The sequence below is a fragment of the Muricauda sp. SCSIO 64092 genome, assembly GCF_023016285.1.
In the GTDB taxonomy this organism is placed as follows: Bacteria; Bacteroidota; Bacteroidia; order Flavobacteriales; family Flavobacteriaceae; genus Croceivirga.
Genome location: NZ_CP095413.1, coordinates 3,823,842 through 3,840,816 on the forward strand (window position 1 = coordinate 3,823,842; position 16,975 = coordinate 3,840,816).

16 protein-coding genes and 2 tRNA genes are annotated in these 16,975 nt (G+C 44.1%); 5 read left to right on the forward strand and 13 right to left on the reverse strand.

The window, feature by feature from the left end; translation table 11 throughout:
- Window positions 1-245: 245 nt before the first annotated feature.
- The 11 genes from L0P88_RS15910 to folE form a co-directional block, all read right to left on the reverse strand.
- On the reverse strand, window positions 246-569 hold the full coding sequence (locus L0P88_RS15910) for a hypothetical protein (RefSeq protein WP_247130919.1): 324 nt from the start codon (window positions 567-569) through the stop codon (window positions 246-248).
- On the reverse strand, window positions 566-2,029 hold the full coding sequence (locus tag L0P88_RS15915; RefSeq protein ID WP_247130920.1) for a pyridoxal phosphate-dependent decarboxylase family protein: 1,464 nt from the start codon (window positions 2,027-2,029) through the stop codon (window positions 566-568). Before L0P88_RS15915 ends, L0P88_RS15910 begins: the two co-directional genes overlap by 4 nt.
- Complete coding sequence (locus L0P88_RS15920) at window positions 1,998-2,564, reverse strand: DinB family protein (protein ID WP_247130921.1); 567 nt, start codon at window positions 2,562-2,564, stop codon at window positions 1,998-2,000. The genes L0P88_RS15915 and L0P88_RS15920 overlap by 32 nt, the downstream gene beginning before the upstream one ends.
- Window positions 2,565-2,608: 44 nt before the next feature.
- Window positions 2,609-4,075, reverse strand: a complete 1,467-nt coding sequence (locus tag L0P88_RS15925; RefSeq protein ID WP_247130922.1) for a glycosyltransferase — start codon at window positions 4,073-4,075, stop codon at window positions 2,609-2,611.
- 57 nt (window positions 4,076-4,132) lie between these two features.
- On the reverse strand, window positions 4,133-5,377 hold the full coding sequence (locus L0P88_RS15930) for an ATP-binding cassette domain-containing protein (RefSeq protein ID WP_247130923.1): 1,245 nt from the start codon (window positions 5,375-5,377) through the stop codon (window positions 4,133-4,135).
- Between the two features lie 35 nt (window positions 5,378-5,412).
- A complete protein-coding gene (locus L0P88_RS15935) occupies window positions 5,413-5,934 on the reverse strand; it encodes a GNAT family N-acetyltransferase (protein ID WP_247130924.1) in 522 nt (173 codons plus the stop codon).
- Window positions 5,935-6,402 (reverse strand): DUF192 domain-containing protein, encoded by a 468-nt coding sequence (locus L0P88_RS15940; RefSeq protein WP_247130925.1) that lies wholly within the window; start codon window positions 6,400-6,402, stop codon window positions 5,935-5,937.
- Between the two features lie 58 nt (window positions 6,403-6,460).
- Entirely contained in the window at window positions 6,461-7,396 is a 936-nt protein-coding gene (gene lgt, locus L0P88_RS15945) for a prolipoprotein diacylglyceryl transferase (RefSeq protein WP_247130926.1), read from the reverse strand.
- A gap of 171 nt (window positions 7,397-7,567) precedes the next feature.
- Window positions 7,568-7,816, reverse strand: coding sequence for a membrane protein insertion efficiency factor YidD (gene yidD, locus L0P88_RS15950; RefSeq protein ID WP_247130927.1), 249 nt, complete (start codon window positions 7,814-7,816; stop codon window positions 7,568-7,570).
- The gene (gene cysS / locus L0P88_RS15955; protein ID WP_247130928.1) at window positions 7,791-9,272 is read right to left on the reverse strand and encodes a cysteine--tRNA ligase; all 1,482 of its coding nucleotides are present in this window, start codon (window positions 9,270-9,272) and stop codon (window positions 7,791-7,793) included. Before cysS ends, yidD begins: the two co-directional genes overlap by 26 nt.
- Window positions 9,272-9,952 carry a GTP cyclohydrolase I FolE gene (gene folE, locus L0P88_RS15960; RefSeq protein WP_158779784.1) on the reverse strand — a complete coding sequence of 227 codons (681 nt, stop codon included), beginning with the start codon at window positions 9,950-9,952 and terminating at the stop codon, window positions 9,272-9,274. Before folE ends, cysS begins: the two co-directional genes overlap by 1 nt.
- A gap of 475 nt (window positions 9,953-10,427) precedes the next feature.
- Here folE and L0P88_RS15965 point away from each other — a divergent pair, with 475 nt between their 5' ends.
- Window positions 10,428-11,885 carry a T9SS type B sorting domain-containing protein gene (locus L0P88_RS15965; protein ID WP_247130929.1) on the forward strand — a complete coding sequence of 486 codons (1,458 nt, stop codon included), beginning with the start codon at window positions 10,428-10,430 and terminating at the stop codon, window positions 11,883-11,885.
- A 60-nt stretch (window positions 11,886-11,945) separates the two neighbouring features.
- Here the strand turns inward: L0P88_RS15965 and L0P88_RS15970 are convergent, their stop codons facing one another.
- Both L0P88_RS15970 and L0P88_RS15975 read right to left on the reverse strand, forming a co-directional pair.
- A complete protein-coding gene (locus L0P88_RS15970) occupies window positions 11,946-13,448 on the reverse strand; it encodes an OmpP1/FadL family transporter (RefSeq protein ID WP_247130930.1) in 1,503 nt (500 codons plus the stop codon).
- A 34-nt stretch (window positions 13,449-13,482) separates the two neighbouring features.
- On the reverse strand, window positions 13,483-14,772 hold the full coding sequence (locus L0P88_RS15975) for a hypothetical protein (RefSeq protein ID WP_247130931.1): 1,290 nt from the start codon (window positions 14,770-14,772) through the stop codon (window positions 13,483-13,485).
- Window positions 14,773-14,868: 96 nt separating this feature from the next.
- Between L0P88_RS15975 and proS the strand changes: the two genes are divergently transcribed.
- The 4 genes from proS (at window position 14,869) to rpsT (ending at window position 16,962) form a co-directional block, all read left to right on the forward strand.
- A complete protein-coding gene (gene proS, locus L0P88_RS15980; RefSeq protein ID WP_247130932.1) occupies window positions 14,869-16,344 on the forward strand; it encodes a proline--tRNA ligase in 1,476 nt (491 codons plus the stop codon).
- A gap of 82 nt (window positions 16,345-16,426) precedes the next feature.
- Window positions 16,427-16,498 (forward strand) — tRNA-Glu (locus L0P88_RS15985).
- Between the two features lie 68 nt (window positions 16,499-16,566).
- Window positions 16,567-16,638: transfer RNA gene (locus L0P88_RS15990), tRNA-Glu, on the forward strand.
- Between the two features lie 72 nt (window positions 16,639-16,710).
- Entirely contained in the window at window positions 16,711-16,962 is a 252-nt protein-coding gene (rpsT, locus tag L0P88_RS15995) for a 30S ribosomal protein S20 (RefSeq protein WP_158779789.1), read from the forward strand.
- Window positions 16,963-16,975: the final 13 nt, after the last annotated feature.

The following is a 16,975-nucleotide window of genomic DNA, read 5'->3' on the forward strand; positions in this document are numbered from 1 at the left end:
GGTTTTTTTATGCTTGATCTGGAAAATATTCATGAATATAGGTGATGGCCCCATTTTGGCTCAGGTGAGCAAAATTGCTATAGCGATGATGGACATCGACTATTTCTTCCTAAGCTTGTGGACCAGTTCCTGGTTTTTCCCACCCTGTAAGCCAATAACGACCTTTTTGGAAGTCGGAGCACAAACAGTTTCACAAAAACACTTACGTTCTTCCTTGGATAAGTCCTAAAAACCCATGCAGGCCTTTATTTTGGTGGAAGTGAGTTCACATGTTCAAAGCCTTTTCCCAATAGTGCACTCAACACCTCCACTTGACCTAAAAGCTCTTTTGGGATTAAAACGTATTCCCGCATCTTTGCCCCGTAGGACATAAAGGGCTTCGCTCCAAATTCCTTGTCGAATTTTTCAGTATCCAATTTGGACAGTCGGATGCCAATTTCATGGTCTTTGTTCAATTGTGAGAACATATATCCGTTGGAGGATGTATAGGGCATGGTCTTTCCTTTTCGTTCCAATCCGGCCATGGCAATTGCGCTTTCATAGATGGTCAATATTTCGTCCCTGGTCATGATACGATTTTTGTTTGGTATTCCATTTTATGGGCTACTTCACGAATGACTTCCAATAAATAGGCAACGGTTTCTTTGGTCTTTCGATGATTGATCAGGCAGGCCCGTATGGCATATTCCCCTTTTAGGGAAGTCCCCATAATAAACACACGGCCATCCCTCTCCAACTCCGGCATCAATCTTTGGTTAAATTCCGTTATTTCGTTGGGCGAAATCATATCACCCACATATCGAAAACAGGATACGGCCAATTTGGAATCCGCTACCAATTCAAAATCCTTGGATGTCCTGACCAAATCGTTCAAATAATGGGTCAAGTCAATATCCTTTTGGATCATATCCCTGATTTGTTTCATACCATAGGCCTTAATGGTCATCCAAACCTTAAAGGCCTTGGCGTTTCTGGAAAGCTGAAAATAGTGCTCATTGTATTCCAATCGGTTGCCATCATTGGCCAGTTCCGTGTCCAAATAGGCTGCTTTCTTAAAATAGGTCCGTTTGAGCTTATCCCAGCTTCGCACCAAAGTACATCCTCCTTCAAAGGGAACATAGAGCCATTTATGGAAATCCAGGGCGATGGAATCTGCGCGTTCCATCCCCTTGTAATCTGCTTTTAGACTGTCCAATATTCCGGCCAGGGCCCCATAGGCGCCATCCACATGGTACCACATCCCATATTTTTCGGCGATATTGGCCAAAGTATCCAAATCATCAATGGCACCGGTGTTTACGGTTCCTGCGTTCCCGATAAGGCAAAAAGGGAGTAATCCGTTGTGGATATCTTCCTCAATTTGTTGTTCAAGAAGGTCGATCCTAATTTTAAAACCGGGATCTGTTTCTATTTTTCGAAGGTAGTCGGTACCAATGCCCAGGAGTTCCACGCTCTTGTCCACACAGCTATGTACTTCCTCGGAAGCGTAGACCACAAATGGTTTTTGACCAAAAAGGCCCCGCTTTCGAATCTCCCCTTTTTCGAAGAGAATGTTCCTGCCCACCGTAAGTCCGGTGAGATTGGCGGCCGATCCCCCACTCACCAGGACACCACCGGAATCTTCCGGAAAATCCAATAATTGGGCCGTCCATTTAACGACGCGCTTTTCAATTTCGTTTAGGGAAGGGGCCAAGTGCCACTTGGTTTGATTTTGATTAATGGTCGCAGCCAATTTTTCGGCCGCTATCGCAATTTGGTTTCCACCGGACATTACATAGGCATACATATGAGGCCCTAGATTGCCCGTGGCCGTTGATAAAACCTTTTGTTCCACTTCTTTCAGCAATTCCTCATGGGGAATTCCTTCTTCGGGCAAGGATTCATCAAACCAACTTTCCACTTCCTGTTGGGGGTGATAGTGGTAACCTTTTAAGTCCTCAATATGGGCAAATTGCTTTAGTATCAATTCCGTACTCAGGTCCAATAAGCTTTTGAATTCAGGATTTGGGAGATCGAGACTTTTCTGCATTCTTATGGGTATTTAGATTTTCCAAAATCTGTTTGTCGTGATGTTGTACGTGGTATATGGTAAAATATAACATTTCCCGCAAAGTAAGTTTCCCCAGCACCGGATGGGGAAGAATATGCGAGTCCAACCCTTCTTCCGAGAATCTGGCCAATCGGGAAGTCAATTTTTGGACCAGACCCTTTAACTCTTTGAGTTTTTGCCCTTTTCGTTTAAGGGGAATTTCTTCTGGGGCAAATCGATCGGGCAATACATAGTCCTGCTTTTCTTCAAGTACCTTTAGGTATTTTTTAACCAGGGCTTCGTAAGATGTACTGGGTCGGTTGGCCGTACCAAACTTCATTTTCAACACAAACATAGGTAGGCCAAAAGCCATGTTTACAGGTTTTACCGATTTTATAATGTGCCCCAATTGTTGCCCTGCCCTCCATTTTTCACCTGGTTTTCTTTGAAAATCGGTATCTGAAAGGGATTGCAGGGTATGTATAAAATGCTGATGGTGTTTTACGAGTTCTTGAATAATGTGTACCTTCTCCATACGCTAAATGTAATGGATTTTATACTACATGCATCGTTTGTGGATCAATGCAATCGTTGTTCTTCAAAGACTTTTAACCAAGAAATCAATTGACTGAAAAGCGTAAAGTGCTGTATTACCCGCGTTTGTCCATTAAATCCCCATTTGTCCCGTTCCTTGGTATGGTTTAGCATGTAAGCCAAGGTTTTGGAAAGACTGTCAATATCCGTAGGGTCCTCATTTATTTTACCTGTTTTATTATGCTCCACCTGGAATTTTAATCCTGCCGCACCCGACACCAAAAGAGGTTTTCTTTTCCACATGCCTTCTGTGGCGGTAAGGCCAAAGCCCTCCTGAATGGAGTTCTGGACGATAATGCTCGAAGCCCTTTGCAGTGCATTGACAATAAGGGCATTTTCCTTGGGGTTGTCCAGGGGAAGCAATAAAATGGCAATATCATTTTGCATCTCAGGATCCAATGCCATATAGGCTTTGGTGAGTTCATTCAATACCGCCTGGCCTTCCGGATCGTCCGAGACAAAAGCGGGATCTGGTCCTGCCATGACAAGGAGTGTCATTTGTATGCGTTTGTAGTCCAAACTTTCCGGATCACCGTGTGCCTGGTTTTCTTTTTTCATCTTGATAAAGGCCTCCATAAGTTCCTTGAACCCCTTTAGGCGATCCCACCTTGATATTTCCGTAACAAAAGGCCTGTAGATGAGGTTAAGATTGCTGTTTTGATTGGGTGAACCAAAGGAGCCATCCGGCATTATTCTCCGTACCAGATGATTGTACCTGTGGTACAAAATGGCCTTATGATCATCCAATACTCCTGATTGATACAAAATTCCGATGGATTTATGGAGCTGCAATGCCCTGTTTTTGTGGCTTAAGGGATCAATGGCCGGAGGAATGATACTTGTTTTGCTTTTAAGTGATTTTGGCACATAGGAGGGAAGGCTAAAGATAAAATGATCATAATCATCCGTATAGGGGGATAGAAACTCCCAAACTGCATCGGTTACCCCGGTATTCTCTTCCAATCCAATATGACATCGCCAGATAATGGGGACCTTTTTCTCTTTCTTTAGCATTGCTGCCAATGGCATGGGTTGTGGGTCGTGTACCACAACAATATCACCATCAGCTATAAGATCAAGGGCCTTGGGCAGGTTTTGTTTGTTGACAGCTTCGTAGACTTCACGGTCACTGGGGGTAAATTTACCATCCCCACTTCCATGAATTGCATTGTGTATGCGCTTTGTTAGGTCAAAAAAGGCTTCGTCTTTGGCTTCGATTACCAACCATTCAATGGAAACACCCAATTCACGAAGTATTCGCATTTGACTTGGTAGCATTTCCGCCACGCCTCCACCGATCGCCGTGGAATTGATCATCCAAATAGTGCTGCCCTGAATGGATGCTATGGCTTCTTTGGATTGTTCCAAAAAATCGAGTACCAAGGAATATAATGAGCCGTAAGCTTTGTAGTCTTGAAGTTTGGCGCCTGGTTTTACATGGATTTTCTGCATTTAAGGAAGTTTGTTGTTTTTCAAAAGGTACCAAAAAATAAGGTAATCCCCATGAAGTCAGCTGGAATTTATAAAACCCAATGAACCTGTTGCAGATGGTTGAAGTTCAAACCTTTTTTCGGGCCTTAAATTGGGCTCGTTCCTGTGGGACACATAGATGATGGCAGAATCACTTCCTTGGGCATAGGTGTTGATCAGTTCCACAAAGAAAGCGGCACCGGCATCATCCAAACCAACGGTAGGTTCATCCAAAATAAGCAAGGGTGGATGTTTTATCAATGCCCTCGCTGTCATTACCAGTCTTTTGGCCCCTATACTCAGTTCATGAAAATAGCAGTGTTTCCTGTTTTTCAGACCAAGAAGGTCCAACCATTCCGTGGCCTTGTGTATTTCCGTTTCAGAAGGCTTGGTATAAAGGCCTATTGAATCGTAGAGACCAGAAACGATCATCTGTTCCAAGGTGTGATACCCCCTAAATCGATCTACTATGGCAGGGGAGAAATAGCCAATGAGTTCCTTGAGGTCCCAGACACTTTCCCCACTTCCCTTTTTGTGTCCAAATAGGGTCAAATCCTGTCCATAGCCTTTGTGGCTATCTCCAGTGATAAGGTTGAGCAATGTACTTTTTCCACTTCCGTTTGGACCGACCAGTTGCCAAAACTCTCCTCTTTTAATGGTCCAATTGATTTCTTTGAGAACGGGTTTCGTACCAAAACTGACCGATACATTTTTAAATTCGACCAGACATTCATCCAGTAAGGGAATTGACTTTATGGGCTGGGGAGCTTTTTGACCGATTCTGGGTTTTGTCCGGTCCGAAGCGGATTTAAAACCTTCCCCTTTTTTAAATTTTAGGAGCAAATTGTCTTTGAACTGGAAAAAATGTTGTGTGAAAGGGAAAGTGTCCAACACCCTGGTCGTGATTTGAATGATGGACAGTTTTTGGCTGAGGTCTTGAAAATTTCGTGTAAGTTGTTCTTGACTCCCTCTATCCAGGCTATCATAGGAATTCACCACAATCAATACCTCTGGATTTTGGGCTATGAGATAGTGAAGCAAGGCTTTTTTCCGTTCTCCGCTACTCATGGATTTTAAGGATTGCCCAGAGCCCTTGGTGAGGACTTTCCGGTCATGGCGTTCCTCCTCTTCCATGAACTGTTCAATTTGATATGGCGAAAATTCACCTATGTCCTTGGTTTTTAACCAAAGGAAATCGGGATAGGTGCCATTGGTGAGATTTGAAACCAACTTTTTGGTTTTTACTTCATTGTCCAGTAGGATAACGGAATGGCTATGGGTCATGGCTCTTGTGAAACGAGCATAAAAAATAAAAAGAATTAAAACACCACTCTATAGATATGGACAGGATTTTCTTTGTACTGGGTTGTGGTGTCCAAGAACATACCATTTTTAAGTGCGACCTTTTGGGAAGGGATATTAGCTATGTGGATAATGGAAATTACGCTTTCGGCAAAAGCGTGTTGCTTGGCATAGGTCTTGCATTTAAAGGCTGCCTCAAAGGCGTAACCTTTTCTCCAATGTTCCGGCAAAATGGAATACCCTATTTCTAGCTCTGTCTTTTTGTCCACTTCTTGGACCAAAAGCCCACAAATACCTACCAGCTCGTCGGTTTCCTTTAAGATTAGGGCGTTCATCCCACCCAAATCATGTTCATACCGTTCAAAAATTCGGTCAAATTGTTGTTGGCAGGCTTTAATGGGATCTTTGGGCAGTCCTTCCCAAAATCTCGTGCTCTCTGGGTTTTTATGGAATGGCAACCAGGAATCAAAATCCTTGGGAACCACTTTTCGGAACAGTAAGCGCTCCGTTTCCTGATGTTCCAATAGGTATTTTGGCATTTAGTCTTTTGTGTAGGTGATGCTATCGCCTTCCATGAGGTTCCATTGGTCGGAAAGCCCCGCATTGATTTCCAAAACAAACTTTACCGGTACTACAGAGGAAAGTCCGGCTTCATTTAGAGGTTGTGCATTTTTTTGGAAGCTGGCAATACGTTGATTTTCATCGATAAAAATAATGTCCAATGGAAATTCGGTATTCTTCATGTAAAAGGAATGCATGGCAACATCGGGAAAAATGAACAGCATCCCTTGATTGTCCCTCATGGACTGGCGGTACATCAGTCCGGTCTGTACCTCGTAGTCCGTTTCGGCAAATTCCATATCCAAAGTAACCAGTAGGGAGTCCTTTCTAAAAACTTGAAGCGTGCCCTCTTTGGAAAAGGTAATTTCTTCCGTCTTAATTTCCTGGGTTTGCCTTTCCTTACAATTGGAAAGGAAAAGCGTCAGGACCACAACAACTATTTTCAAACAATGCCTCATCTTGTTAACAACGAACAACTGACCATCAACCATCAACCATCAACCACTATTTCCTCACAGGCCTAAACATCAAATACAGTCCAATCAATACAAAAGGAATACTCAGCCATTGTCCGGTACTAAAGGTTCCCCAGGTATCTTCAAATCCACCTTGGCTCTTTTTAAAAAACTCCAGGATAAAACGGATGGGTCCCCACATAACGGCCAACCAAAAACCGAACAAAAAGCCTTCCTTTTTTTTAAGGTCTGTTTTCCAGTACATCCAGAAATACATGATCACGAATAAAAGCAGATATCCAAAAGCTTCATATAGCTGAACGGGATGACGATAGGGAATGGATTCCAAAACCGAAGAAAAATCGGGATTGTTTTCAAGGGCCCTGTACGCTGCACTGGCCGTCTTTTCCTTGGTCAACTGCATGGCCTTATAGGCGGGCATATCATCGGAATCCCTTATGAATTTAGTGGCCAAAGCGAAGGATTTGTCCACTATCTTTCCGTTGATTTCCGAGTTAAAAAAATTTCCCAATCGAACAAATGCCCCGCCAATGGCACAGGTAATGGTCACCCGGTCCAGTAGCCAGAGGATACTCATCCCCTTATTTTTCCTGGAAAAGAGGTAAAGTCCTATAATTCCCCCAATTGCGGCCCCATGGGATGCCAGACCGGCAAATCCGGTGAACTTAAATTCCGGTGTGGTCTGTATGGGGAGTAGAATGGACAATGGGTCATCTACAAAAAGCTCTGATTGATAAAAAAGTACATGGCCCAATCTGGCCCCCAACATGATTGATACCACGGCGTACACAAAGAGGGAATCCAGTTTTACCAAGGATATGTTTTCATTTTGGAAGATACGCTTCATGATGTACCAACCTAAAACAAAGGCCAGTATCCAAAGTAAGTTGTAATATTTTATTTGTAGGACACCAATTTGAAAGATGGTTTCATCCGGATTCCAAATAAAGCCTAGGAAATGCATGTGGTAGATAGATTTTGGGCGAAGATACTAGTTTTGGCTGGTTGGATTAACGGATTGTTGGAATTTTAAAAAAGTTGGATGCTAGGTGATGTACGAAAGATGATGGATATGGACTTGGCGAAATGATATCAAGGCCAGTGATACTATTAACCATGAACAAATAACTTTTTCTCAAGGCACGGGGTCATGTCCTTTTCCTCCCCAGGGATGGCAGCTAAAAATACGTTTTAAAGAAAGCCACCCGCCTTTAAAAAGGCCGTGTTTTTTTAAAGCCTCTAAAGTGTACTGGGAACAGGTGGGCTGGTATCTGCATGTAGCTAGGGTCAAGGGGGAAATCAATACCTGGTAGACCCTGACCAGGAACACAAAGGGAGCTATTGCAATCTTCCGTAGACTAATTGATGCTGAATGTGGTGCCATCCTTGCCGTCTTTTAGCTGTATTCCCAGGGCAGTAAGTTCATCCCGAATCTTGTCCGAAGTTTCAAAATCCTTGTTGGCCCTGGCTTGATTGCGCAAATCGATCAGCAGGTTAACCACGCCTTCCATAGTTTGGGAGTTGCCATCTGAAGCACTTTGGTCCTCCAATCCCAAAACATCGAACACAAAACTGTTAAAGGTATTGGAGAGCTCTTTTTTGTCCACTTCGGTTATGGTTTCCTTACCTTCTTTAATAAGGTTAATGCGTTTTACGGCATCAAATAAATGGGCGATGAGGATTGGGGTGTTGAAATCATCGTTCATCGCGTTATAACACTGCTGTGTCCATGTTTTGACATCAAAATCGGATGTTGGACCCGTAGGCAGTTGGGAAATGGTATTATGGGCTTCCATAAGCTTGTGGTATCCCTTTTCGGAAGCCAAAAGCGCACTATCACTCAAATCCAGGATACTGGTATAATGGGCCTGCATCATAAAAAATCGCACGACCGAAGGAGGGAACGCTTTGCTTAAAATGGCATTCTTCCCTGAGAACATTTCTGAAGGATAAATATTGTTACCCGTGGATTTGGACATCTTTTTTCCGTTCAGGGTAAGCATGTTCGCATGTAGCCAATAGTTTACCGGGGACTTGCCGTTACTGGCCTCGGCCTGCGCTATTTCACATTCGTGATGCGGGAACTTCAAATCCATTCCCCCACCGTGAATATCAAAATTATCCCCGAGGTATTTGGTGCTCATGGCCGTACATTCCAAATGCCAACCTGGGAAACCATCGCCCCAAGGGGACGGCCATCGCATAATATGTTGGGGTTCCGCTTTCTTCCAAAGCGCAAAATCCTGAGGGTTCTTTTTTTCGTCCTGTGCTGCCAATTCACGCGTATTGGCAATCATGTCCTCCAATTTGCGTCCGCTCAATTTTCCATAGTCATGGGAAGCATTGAATTTGACAACATCAAAATATACCGAGCCGTTCTTTTCATAGGCGAATCCTTTCCCGAGAATTTCCTTTATGATTTCGATCTGCTCAATAATATGTCCAGTGGCCGTGGGTTCGATACTGGGGGGGAGTAGATTGAATTTTTGAAGGGTATCATGAAAGTCAACCGTATAGCGTTGCACTACTTCCATGGGCTCCAATTGTTCCAACTTCGCCTTTTTTGCAATTTTATCCTCCCCATCATCCGCATCGTTTTCCAAATGTCCGGCATCGGTAATATTTCGTACATAGCGCACCTTAAAACCAAGATGTTTAAAGTATCGAAATATCATGTCAAAGGATATAAAGGTTCGGCAGTTCCCCAAATGTACGTTACTGTAGACGGTGGGGCCACAGACATACATGCCTACATAGCCTTTTTTCAAGGGATTGAAGGTTTCTTTCCTGCCTGTAAGTGAATTGGTGACCTTTACCGTTTGCTGTTCGTACAGTGGCATTAAAACTCGGTATCTAAGTTGACGTATTCCAAAAACTCCTTTCTAACGGCCTCATCCTTGAACTTTCCTCCATATTCCGCGGTAACGGTACTACTTTCAATATCCCGGATTCCCCTTGAATTTACGCAAAGATGTTTTGCATCAATCAAGCAAGCTACGTCCTCGGTCCCCAAAACCTTTTGAAGCTCTTTGACAATCTGGATGTTCAAGCGTTCCTGGACCTGTGGCCTCTTGGCATAGTAATCAACAATACGGTTCATTTTTGAGAGGCCAACGACCGTTCCGTTGGAGATATAAGCAACATGGGCTTTTCCCACGATGGGCAATAAGTGGTGTTCACAGGTAGAGTAAAGGGTAATGTTCTTTTCAACCAACATCTGCCCATACTTGTACTTGTTTTCAAAGGTTGAGGATTTCGGCCTCCTATCGGGATGTAAACCTCCAAAAATTTCCTTAACGAACATTTTTGCCACCCTTTTGGGGGTGCCTTTTAGGCTGTCATCGTCAAGGTCCAACCCTAAGGTCAATAGTATTTCACGGACATTCCCTTCAATGCGCTTTATCTTTTCAGCATCTTCCAATACAAAAGCGTCCTGACGTAAAGGGGTGTCTTGAGCAGAGCCAACATGGTCGTTGCCCCGATCCTCAAACTGTTCTTCCAAAGTCTGTTCCAATTTCATTGTTGCGCCCAATAAAGCGCACAAAGATATGCATTAATGCCCTATTTACCCTTTGAATTACCGGGTTTGCCAACATAAATTATTGTTAAGAGGCACCCTTGGATTTTTTGCAACTTTCAACTTTACAGTTACTTAATATCCATGTCGATACTGGTTTTTCCTGTTTTTTGGCTTTTGGGGTTCGCTCGACGTAGCTTCCAATCGTTTACAATGATTCTTAACCTATAACAACATGCCAAAAAGGGGACGCCAACTTTTAAGGGTGCGATTTTGGTGGAAATTCCCCAGTTGGGCCTTACACGTATAATTCCTGCACAAAGTAGTGCCCTGCGATGATGAGAACCTGTAATGCTCATTTTAACATGGCATTGTCATGATGGCCGTTCATCGAATATTTGGCTTTTTGCATCATTTTGCATACTAAAACGGGGTTTGGGATAGTTATTAAGCATGTACATGCATTAGCCCCAAATTTATGCGAACACTATTTTGTGCTATCTCTTGCCTGTTTGTTATGGGTTTTCACCTGAATGCCCAGAATTCCCCGGACTGTAGGACCGCTATCCCCATATGTGCCGATGCCACCATAGATGGGGTGGTTGATGGCGGGGGTGACGTTGATGACTTTGATCCAGATGTAATTCGGCAGACCGGATGCTTGGAAAAGGGTAGTGTCATTTCGGCCAATATAGAGAACAACACGGCCTGGTATGTATTTAGGGCTGGAACCGATGGTCAAATAGGGTTTCATATCGAGGCCCTGGGATCACCCGTAACCGCGGAGTATGATTTTGCGCTGTACGGTCCATTTGACCAAACAACCGGTGCCAATTTCTGCGGCAATATCAGTAATGGTACGGAACAACCTATCCGTTGTAATTACGAAGTAAACGATACCAACTTTACGGGAATGGGGGTGAACCCTGAAAATGGACAGGTAGGTGCGCCCAATGTCACAGGGAGTCAAAATACCTATGATGAGTTCCTGGACGTGATTGCAGGGGAGGTGTACTTCTTGCTTATCAACAACTTCAACACCAATTTTAATGGTGATGCGGAATCTTTTACCCTAACCTTTACCGGGAATTCCGTTGAAGCGGATCAAAATACCGCATTGGACTGTACGTTAAGGGACGAATTCCTTGGTTTTGATATCATTGCTTGCGAGGGTGACCCGACCATTGTGCTGTCCGCCCTAAACTCCCCAGCAGGTAGCGAGATAGCCAACATTACATGGAGAGTCGATAGAGATAATGATGGAATTATTGATGAGATATTGGTTGATAGATCAATAAATGAGGAGGATCGGACGTTCACGGTAGAAAGTCCTAATTCCGGTCGTTATTTTGTGACCATAGAAACTACCTTTGGAGAAACCATCACGGATGATATTTTGATTACTTTTTATGGTATCCCTGTGCTGTTGCCTGGTGAAGATGGTATTATTGTTAGGGAGGATTTGACCAATGCGGATGATCCGGATCGCTATGTTGTTGAGTTTGTTGTTGATGGTACCGGGGATTATGAATATGCCATAAACGGGGGCGAATTTCAAGATGAACCCATTTTTTTGGACGTTCCTCCCGGTCTTAATACAGTGATCATCAACGATAAAAATGGCTGTGGTACCACTGAACCCATCGAATTTCTTGTAGTGGGCTATCCCAAGTTTTTTACCCCCAATGGTGATGCGTTCAACAATTTTTGGGAGGTCAAGGGGATTGAGGAACTCATCAATCCCACCATATTCATTTTTGACCGCTACGGAAAGTTGTTGAAGCAGTTGGGGCAAACGGATACTGGTTGGGATGGGACCTTTAATGGTAGGCAATTGCCATCTTCGGATTATTGGTTTAGGCTGGATTATGAGCGTACTGAGCAAACGGTTATTGTTGCCAAAACCGTTAGGAACCATTTTTCATTGGTTCGATAAAAAAAGCCGGACATACATCCGGCCTTATACCTATTCCAATCACATATTCCCAAGCAGGCTCTAAAATTTTAAGGTGAAGGACAAGATGATATTGGAATTTGTTCGATTGACCAGGGCATTATTGGTTGCTCCCGAATCGAAAAAGAGTTCATTGACGTCCTGCTCCGTTCTGGCATAGGCCAAATCCAATCGGCTGCCTCCAAAATCATAGCCAATCCCTGCGGAAAACCCTTCCAAATCCCCAATGACATCGGAATCTTCATACGGACTTTCCTCTATACGGTACCCTCCCCGTAGGCTAAGTCGTTCAATTCTGTACTCACCACCAAATCGATAGGAGTTCACAACGCCCAGTTGGCTGGCAATCAGTTGATTTTGATCGGCAAAAACAGGATCGGAGTTGGGCCGCAATTCTGCTTGGGAAAAATCCTGATAGCCATAGTCGAAGCTGAGCAGTCCGTCCTTACCAAAGACGATTGCCGCACTACCGGTCACTTTTCCAGGGGTTTGAATGCGATAGTCCTCAAAGAGGTTAACGATATTGAAATCAATGAAATTAATATCATCGTCAGCTAAATTGGAATTGATCCGTTGGGCCGTATCGTCCCGTAACCTATACCATGTGGGCGATTGGTAACTTCCGCCAATCCGTATACTTTCGTTGAGTTTGGCAATGGCCCCTACGCTAAAGGAAAACCCTTCCCCTTCGGTACGTAAAAAGTTGTCAAAAGCGGCAAATTGAACGGGGGAATCCGCATTGAATCCACTTTCGTCCAATCTGGTCAACCGCTCATACAAAAGCGAGTGAAAATTTACGGAGGCCCCAATATATAAGCTTTCCTGGTATTGTCCAGAGAAGTTCAGGGTAAATTTACTGTTATGGCCATTGACGGTTTGACTGTAGGTTTGGTTCACGTTATCATACGATGCATTGGACAAATACGCAGTTCCACTTTCATCGGCTTCGTCCACGGGGTTTATGATTCCGCCAAAATATCCCAGAAACGCTTGTTGATTTCCGAATCCCTGTTCGGCACCAACCCTAAGATAGGCTTCCTCCAGGAATTCGTTTTGGTTCAAAAGCAGGTTTCTAAAGGGCACATCTTGGGCGAACTCCAAAAAATAATTGTCTATCCCTTCCGTTGAATTTCCTGTGGCAATAAACTCGTTATCGAAGTTTTCGACCAAATCATAATTTATGGCCAGGGCAATTTTTTTCCATGGCGAATTGGGGGACTTAAAGACAAATACCCCACCAACTTGGTTCAATTGCTGTGAATTCAGTTCGGTAGTCACGGTACTGCTTCCATACAGGGCATCATTGTTCCTGTTGTAATTGGAGCCGGTAGCCGTGAATTGGCTGTAATTGAAAACGGATGATCCTGCCGGATTTACATTAAGGGCGGATAGGTCTCCCCCCAACGCTCCGAAGGCTCCCCCCAACGCTTGAAATCTTGCCGTCCCTTGGCCTTCTTGAATGCTGTACCGAAGTACATCATTAATGCCTTGGGCGTTTGCACCTAGGCATACAACTCCCATTATGAGTATGGATAATCTTCTCATCTTGTATTCCTTTAAACGTTAATTGACTTTGAATTTAATTTCTTCGTCCGCCACTTCTTCCTGAGGAAGAACGACCTCCTCCTGATGATCGTCCGCCAGAACTGCGGTAACTGCCACCGGAGCTTCTATAACTTCCGGAACTCCTTGAGCTACCTGAGCTTCGGTAACTGCCCGAGCTTCTTGAGCTTCTTGATGGTGAAGAACGGTATCCGCTTCCGGAACTGGAACGGGACGACCGCCCATAACCATAGGTACTGCTCCTTGGGGCCGTTCTACTACCCGACTGGTAACTCCTGGAACTTCTTCCGGCACCACTGTAGGTCCTTGAACGCCCTGTTGCACTTCCGGAACGACCGTAGGAATTGCTCCTTGAACTTCCACTATATCTGGGATTGCTTCGCGTGATGCCATTGTACCTTGGGGTAGATCGGGTACTTCTACTGGAACGATACCTTTGGTTTCTGGCAATGGCATCGGAACTTACGGCCCTTCTTGCGGTGCTATTGCTCCTATAACTTCTGCCCGCAGTACTCCTATTTACGTTGGAACGTGCACTGGTACTTCTCAATCTTGAGGAATTCAACGTATTTCTTCTATAAATGCCAGAGCTTCCGCGTAGGCTATTACTGGCCAATGCATTGGTTCTATATCCCCTTCGGGTTCGGTTAAAGGCTACGTTTCTATTGTAAAATCCACGACCGCCAAATCCTCCATAAACAGGACCTCCCCAGGCCCAACCGGCATTCCATCCCCAACCGGCATTCCATCCCCAGCCAAAGCCTCCCCAGCCCCAACCGGCATTCCATGCCCATGGATTGTTCCATCCCCAGCCAAAGCCTCCCCAGCCCCAACCGGCGTTCCATAACCAAGGATCGTTCCATCCCCAGCCAAGGCCTCCCCAGCCCCAACTGTTGTCATATACATTGATGTTTACATTGGTGGGATTGTCCCCCCAACCTGGATTACCATTATAGTCGTTATTGGTGGCAAAATAATCTACCTGTGCCCCCACTTGTAAGGAATCACTTTGCACTCCACTATAGTAATCATCTACATCCGTGAAAATTTCAGAGTCCAAAATTTGCTGATATTCCTCTGCGCGTTGTCCAAAATATTCTCCATAAATATTATTCTCCGTTTCCTCGTTCTGGACGGCCTCTTCATTCTTTTTCTCAACACTAACTACCCTGTTGCCAGAAGAATAGATACCATCATCGTCATAGTATGATGCTTGTTGGTAAGAACCACAGGATACCAGGGAGAGGAGAAGTGCTCCCAGGATTATGGGAACATAAAACTTTTTGCGGGGTAGATTGGGATTCATATCTTCAATTTTTTTGTTCAACATACTAAAAAAATGGTAGTTTTACCGTTTAATTTTTGTTAATCTAGACACAAGTTTTGTGCCAAACTTTATTGGATGGGTAAAAATTTGACGAGTAGGGCGGAAGACTACTCCAAATGGTATAATGAATTGGTAGTAAAGGCAGATTTGGCCGAGAACTCGGGCGTTAGGGGATGTATGGTCATTAAACCCTATGGATTTGCCATTTGGGAAAAGATGCAAGCAGGTCTCGACAAGATGTTCAAGGATACGGGGCATCAAAATGCCTACTTTCCCATTTTTATTCCCAAGTCCTATTTTAGCAAGGAGGCAAGTCATGTGGAAGGGTTTGCAAAAGAGTGTGCCGTAGTTACCCATTACCGATTGAAGAACTCGGAGGATGGAAGTGGTATCGTAGTGGATGAGAATGCAAAATTGGAAGAGGAATTGATTGTAAGGCCTACTTCCGAAACCATTATTTGGGACACCTACAGAAAATGGATCCAATCGTATCGGGATCTTCCCTTGTTATTGAACCAATGGGCCAATGTGGTGCGATGGGAAATGCGGACCCGACTTTTTTTGAGAACGGCGGAATTTCTTTGGCAGGAAGGCCATACCGCCCATGCTACGGAAAAGGAAGCTGTGGATGAGGCCGAGATGATCATGCATTTATATGCGGATTTTGCGGAGAACCATATGGCGGTTCCCGTAATCAAAGGAACAAAAACAGAAAGCGAACGTTTTGCCGGAGCGGTTGAAACCTATTGTATAGAGGCCTTGATGCAGGACGGTAAGGCACTGCAATCAGGGACCTCCCACTTTTTGGGGCAAAATTTTGCCAAGGCCTTTGACGTGAAATTTGCCAACAAGGAAGGAAAACAAGATTATGTCTGGGCAACTTCCTGGGGGGTTTCCACCAGATTGATGGGGGCATTGATAATGACACACAGTGATGATAATGGGTTGGTACTCCCGCCAAAATTGGCACCTATCCAAGTAGTTATAATCCCTATCTACAAGGGAATGGAACAGCTTGAGGCCATATCCAAAAAAGTGGAACCTTTGGTCGAGGCCCTTAAGGAAAAGGGAATTTCGGTGAAATACGATGATAGGGACACCCATAAGCCCGGATTTAAATTCAATGAGTACGAACTTAAGGGCGTTCCAGTGCGTTTGGCCATCGGAAATAGGGATTTGGAGAATGGAACCATCGAAGTCGCCAGAAGGGATACTTTGGAAAAAGAGTCCGTACCCATGGAAAATATCCTGGATACCTTAACATCCTTATTGGAGGAGATACAGTTGCATATTTTTCAGAAAGCGAAAAGGCACCAGGAAGACCACATCACTTTGGTGGATTCCTATAGTGATTTTAAAAAACAGCTTGAAGAAAAAGGTGGCTTTTTTGCCGCGCATTGGGATGGGACAAGGGAAACCGAGGATAGGATAAAGGAAGAGACCAAGGCTACCATTCGTTGTATTCCCATTGATGTTCAAAATGAAGAAGGCCGCTGTATGGTCACCAGTAAACCTTCCCCATATCGGGTACTTTTTGCAAAGGCCTACTAGCCCCTTCAAAAATTAGGTGGCTACTATTGCAATAGTTAAAAATAGTTGTATTTTTGCGTCCGCTAATTAGTGACCTTAGTATGGCCCGTTCGTCTAGGGGTTAGGACGCCAGGTTTTCATCCTGGTAACAGGGGTTCGATTCCCCTACGGGCTACAAATGAAGTGATGGATTAAAAATCAAATCGTTTCCATTTGTTTTTTGATTTGACATTTCAAGGCAATGGCCCGTTCGTCTAGGGGTTAGGACGCCAGGTTTTCATCCTGGTAACAGGGGTTCGATTCCCCTACGGGCTACAAAAATTAAAGAATAATACTGTAAAGTCGGATTCATTTTCGATTGTACATTTTCCATTTTAAACTAGAACAATGGCAAATCACAAGTCAGCATTAAAAAGAATTAGAAGAAACGAAGCCGTACGTTTGCGCAACCGTTACCAACATAAGACCATGCGTAACGCAGTAAAAAAACTTCGAAATGAAGAGGATAAGAAAGCTGCGGAGACCTTGTTGCCAACCGTGGTTGGGATGATTGATAAGTTGGCCAAGAAGAATATTATCCATGCCAATAAAGCGGCAAATCTAAAGAGCAAGTTGATGAGCAAAGTTGCTGCGATGTAACTTTTGGATCTGG

Coding starts and splice junctions, on each gene's coding strand:
- lgt (WP_247130926.1), bottom strand. CDS start 7,396: ATGCATTTCCTAGGCTTTATTTGGAATCCGGATGAAACCATCTTTCAA.
- L0P88_RS15930 (WP_247130923.1), bottom strand. CDS start 5,377: ATGACCCATAGCCATTCCGTTATCCTACTGGACAATGAAGTAAAAACC.
- L0P88_RS15965 (WP_247130929.1), top strand. CDS start 10,428: ATGCGAACACTATTTTGTGCTATCTCTTGCCTGTTTGTTATGGGTTTT.
- L0P88_RS15910 (WP_247130919.1), bottom strand. CDS start 569: ATGACCAGGGACGAAATATTGACCATCTATGAAAGCGCAATTGCCATG.
- folE (WP_158779784.1), bottom strand. CDS start 9,952: ATGAAATTGGAACAGACTTTGGAAGAACAGTTTGAGGATCGGGGCAAC.
- L0P88_RS15935 (WP_247130924.1), bottom strand. CDS start 5,934: ATGCCAAAATACCTATTGGAACATCAGGAAACGGAGCGCTTACTGTTC.
- L0P88_RS15970 (WP_247130930.1), bottom strand. CDS start 13,448: ATGAGAAGATTATCCATACTCATAATGGGAGTTGTATGCCTAGGTGCA.
- L0P88_RS15920 (WP_247130921.1), bottom strand. CDS start 2,564: ATGGAGAAGGTACACATTATTCAAGAACTCGTAAAACACCATCAGCAT.
- L0P88_RS15925 (WP_247130922.1), bottom strand. CDS start 4,075: ATGCAGAAAATCCATGTAAAACCAGGCGCCAAACTTCAAGACTACAAA.
- L0P88_RS15915 (WP_247130920.1), bottom strand. CDS start 2,029: ATGCAGAAAAGTCTCGATCTCCCAAATCCTGAATTCAAAAGCTTATTG.
- yidD (WP_247130927.1), bottom strand. CDS start 7,816: ATGGCACCACATTCAGCATCAATTAGTCTACGGAAGATTGCAATAGCT.
- L0P88_RS15975 (WP_247130931.1), bottom strand. CDS start 14,772: ATGAATCCCAATCTACCCCGCAAAAAGTTTTATGTTCCCATAATCCTG.
- rpsT (WP_158779789.1), top strand. CDS start 16,711: ATGGCAAATCACAAGTCAGCATTAAAAAGAATTAGAAGAAACGAAGCC.
- proS (WP_247130932.1), top strand. CDS start 14,869: ATGGGTAAAAATTTGACGAGTAGGGCGGAAGACTACTCCAAATGGTAT.
- cysS (WP_247130928.1), bottom strand. CDS start 9,272: ATGCCACTGTACGAACAGCAAACGGTAAAGGTCACCAATTCACTTACA.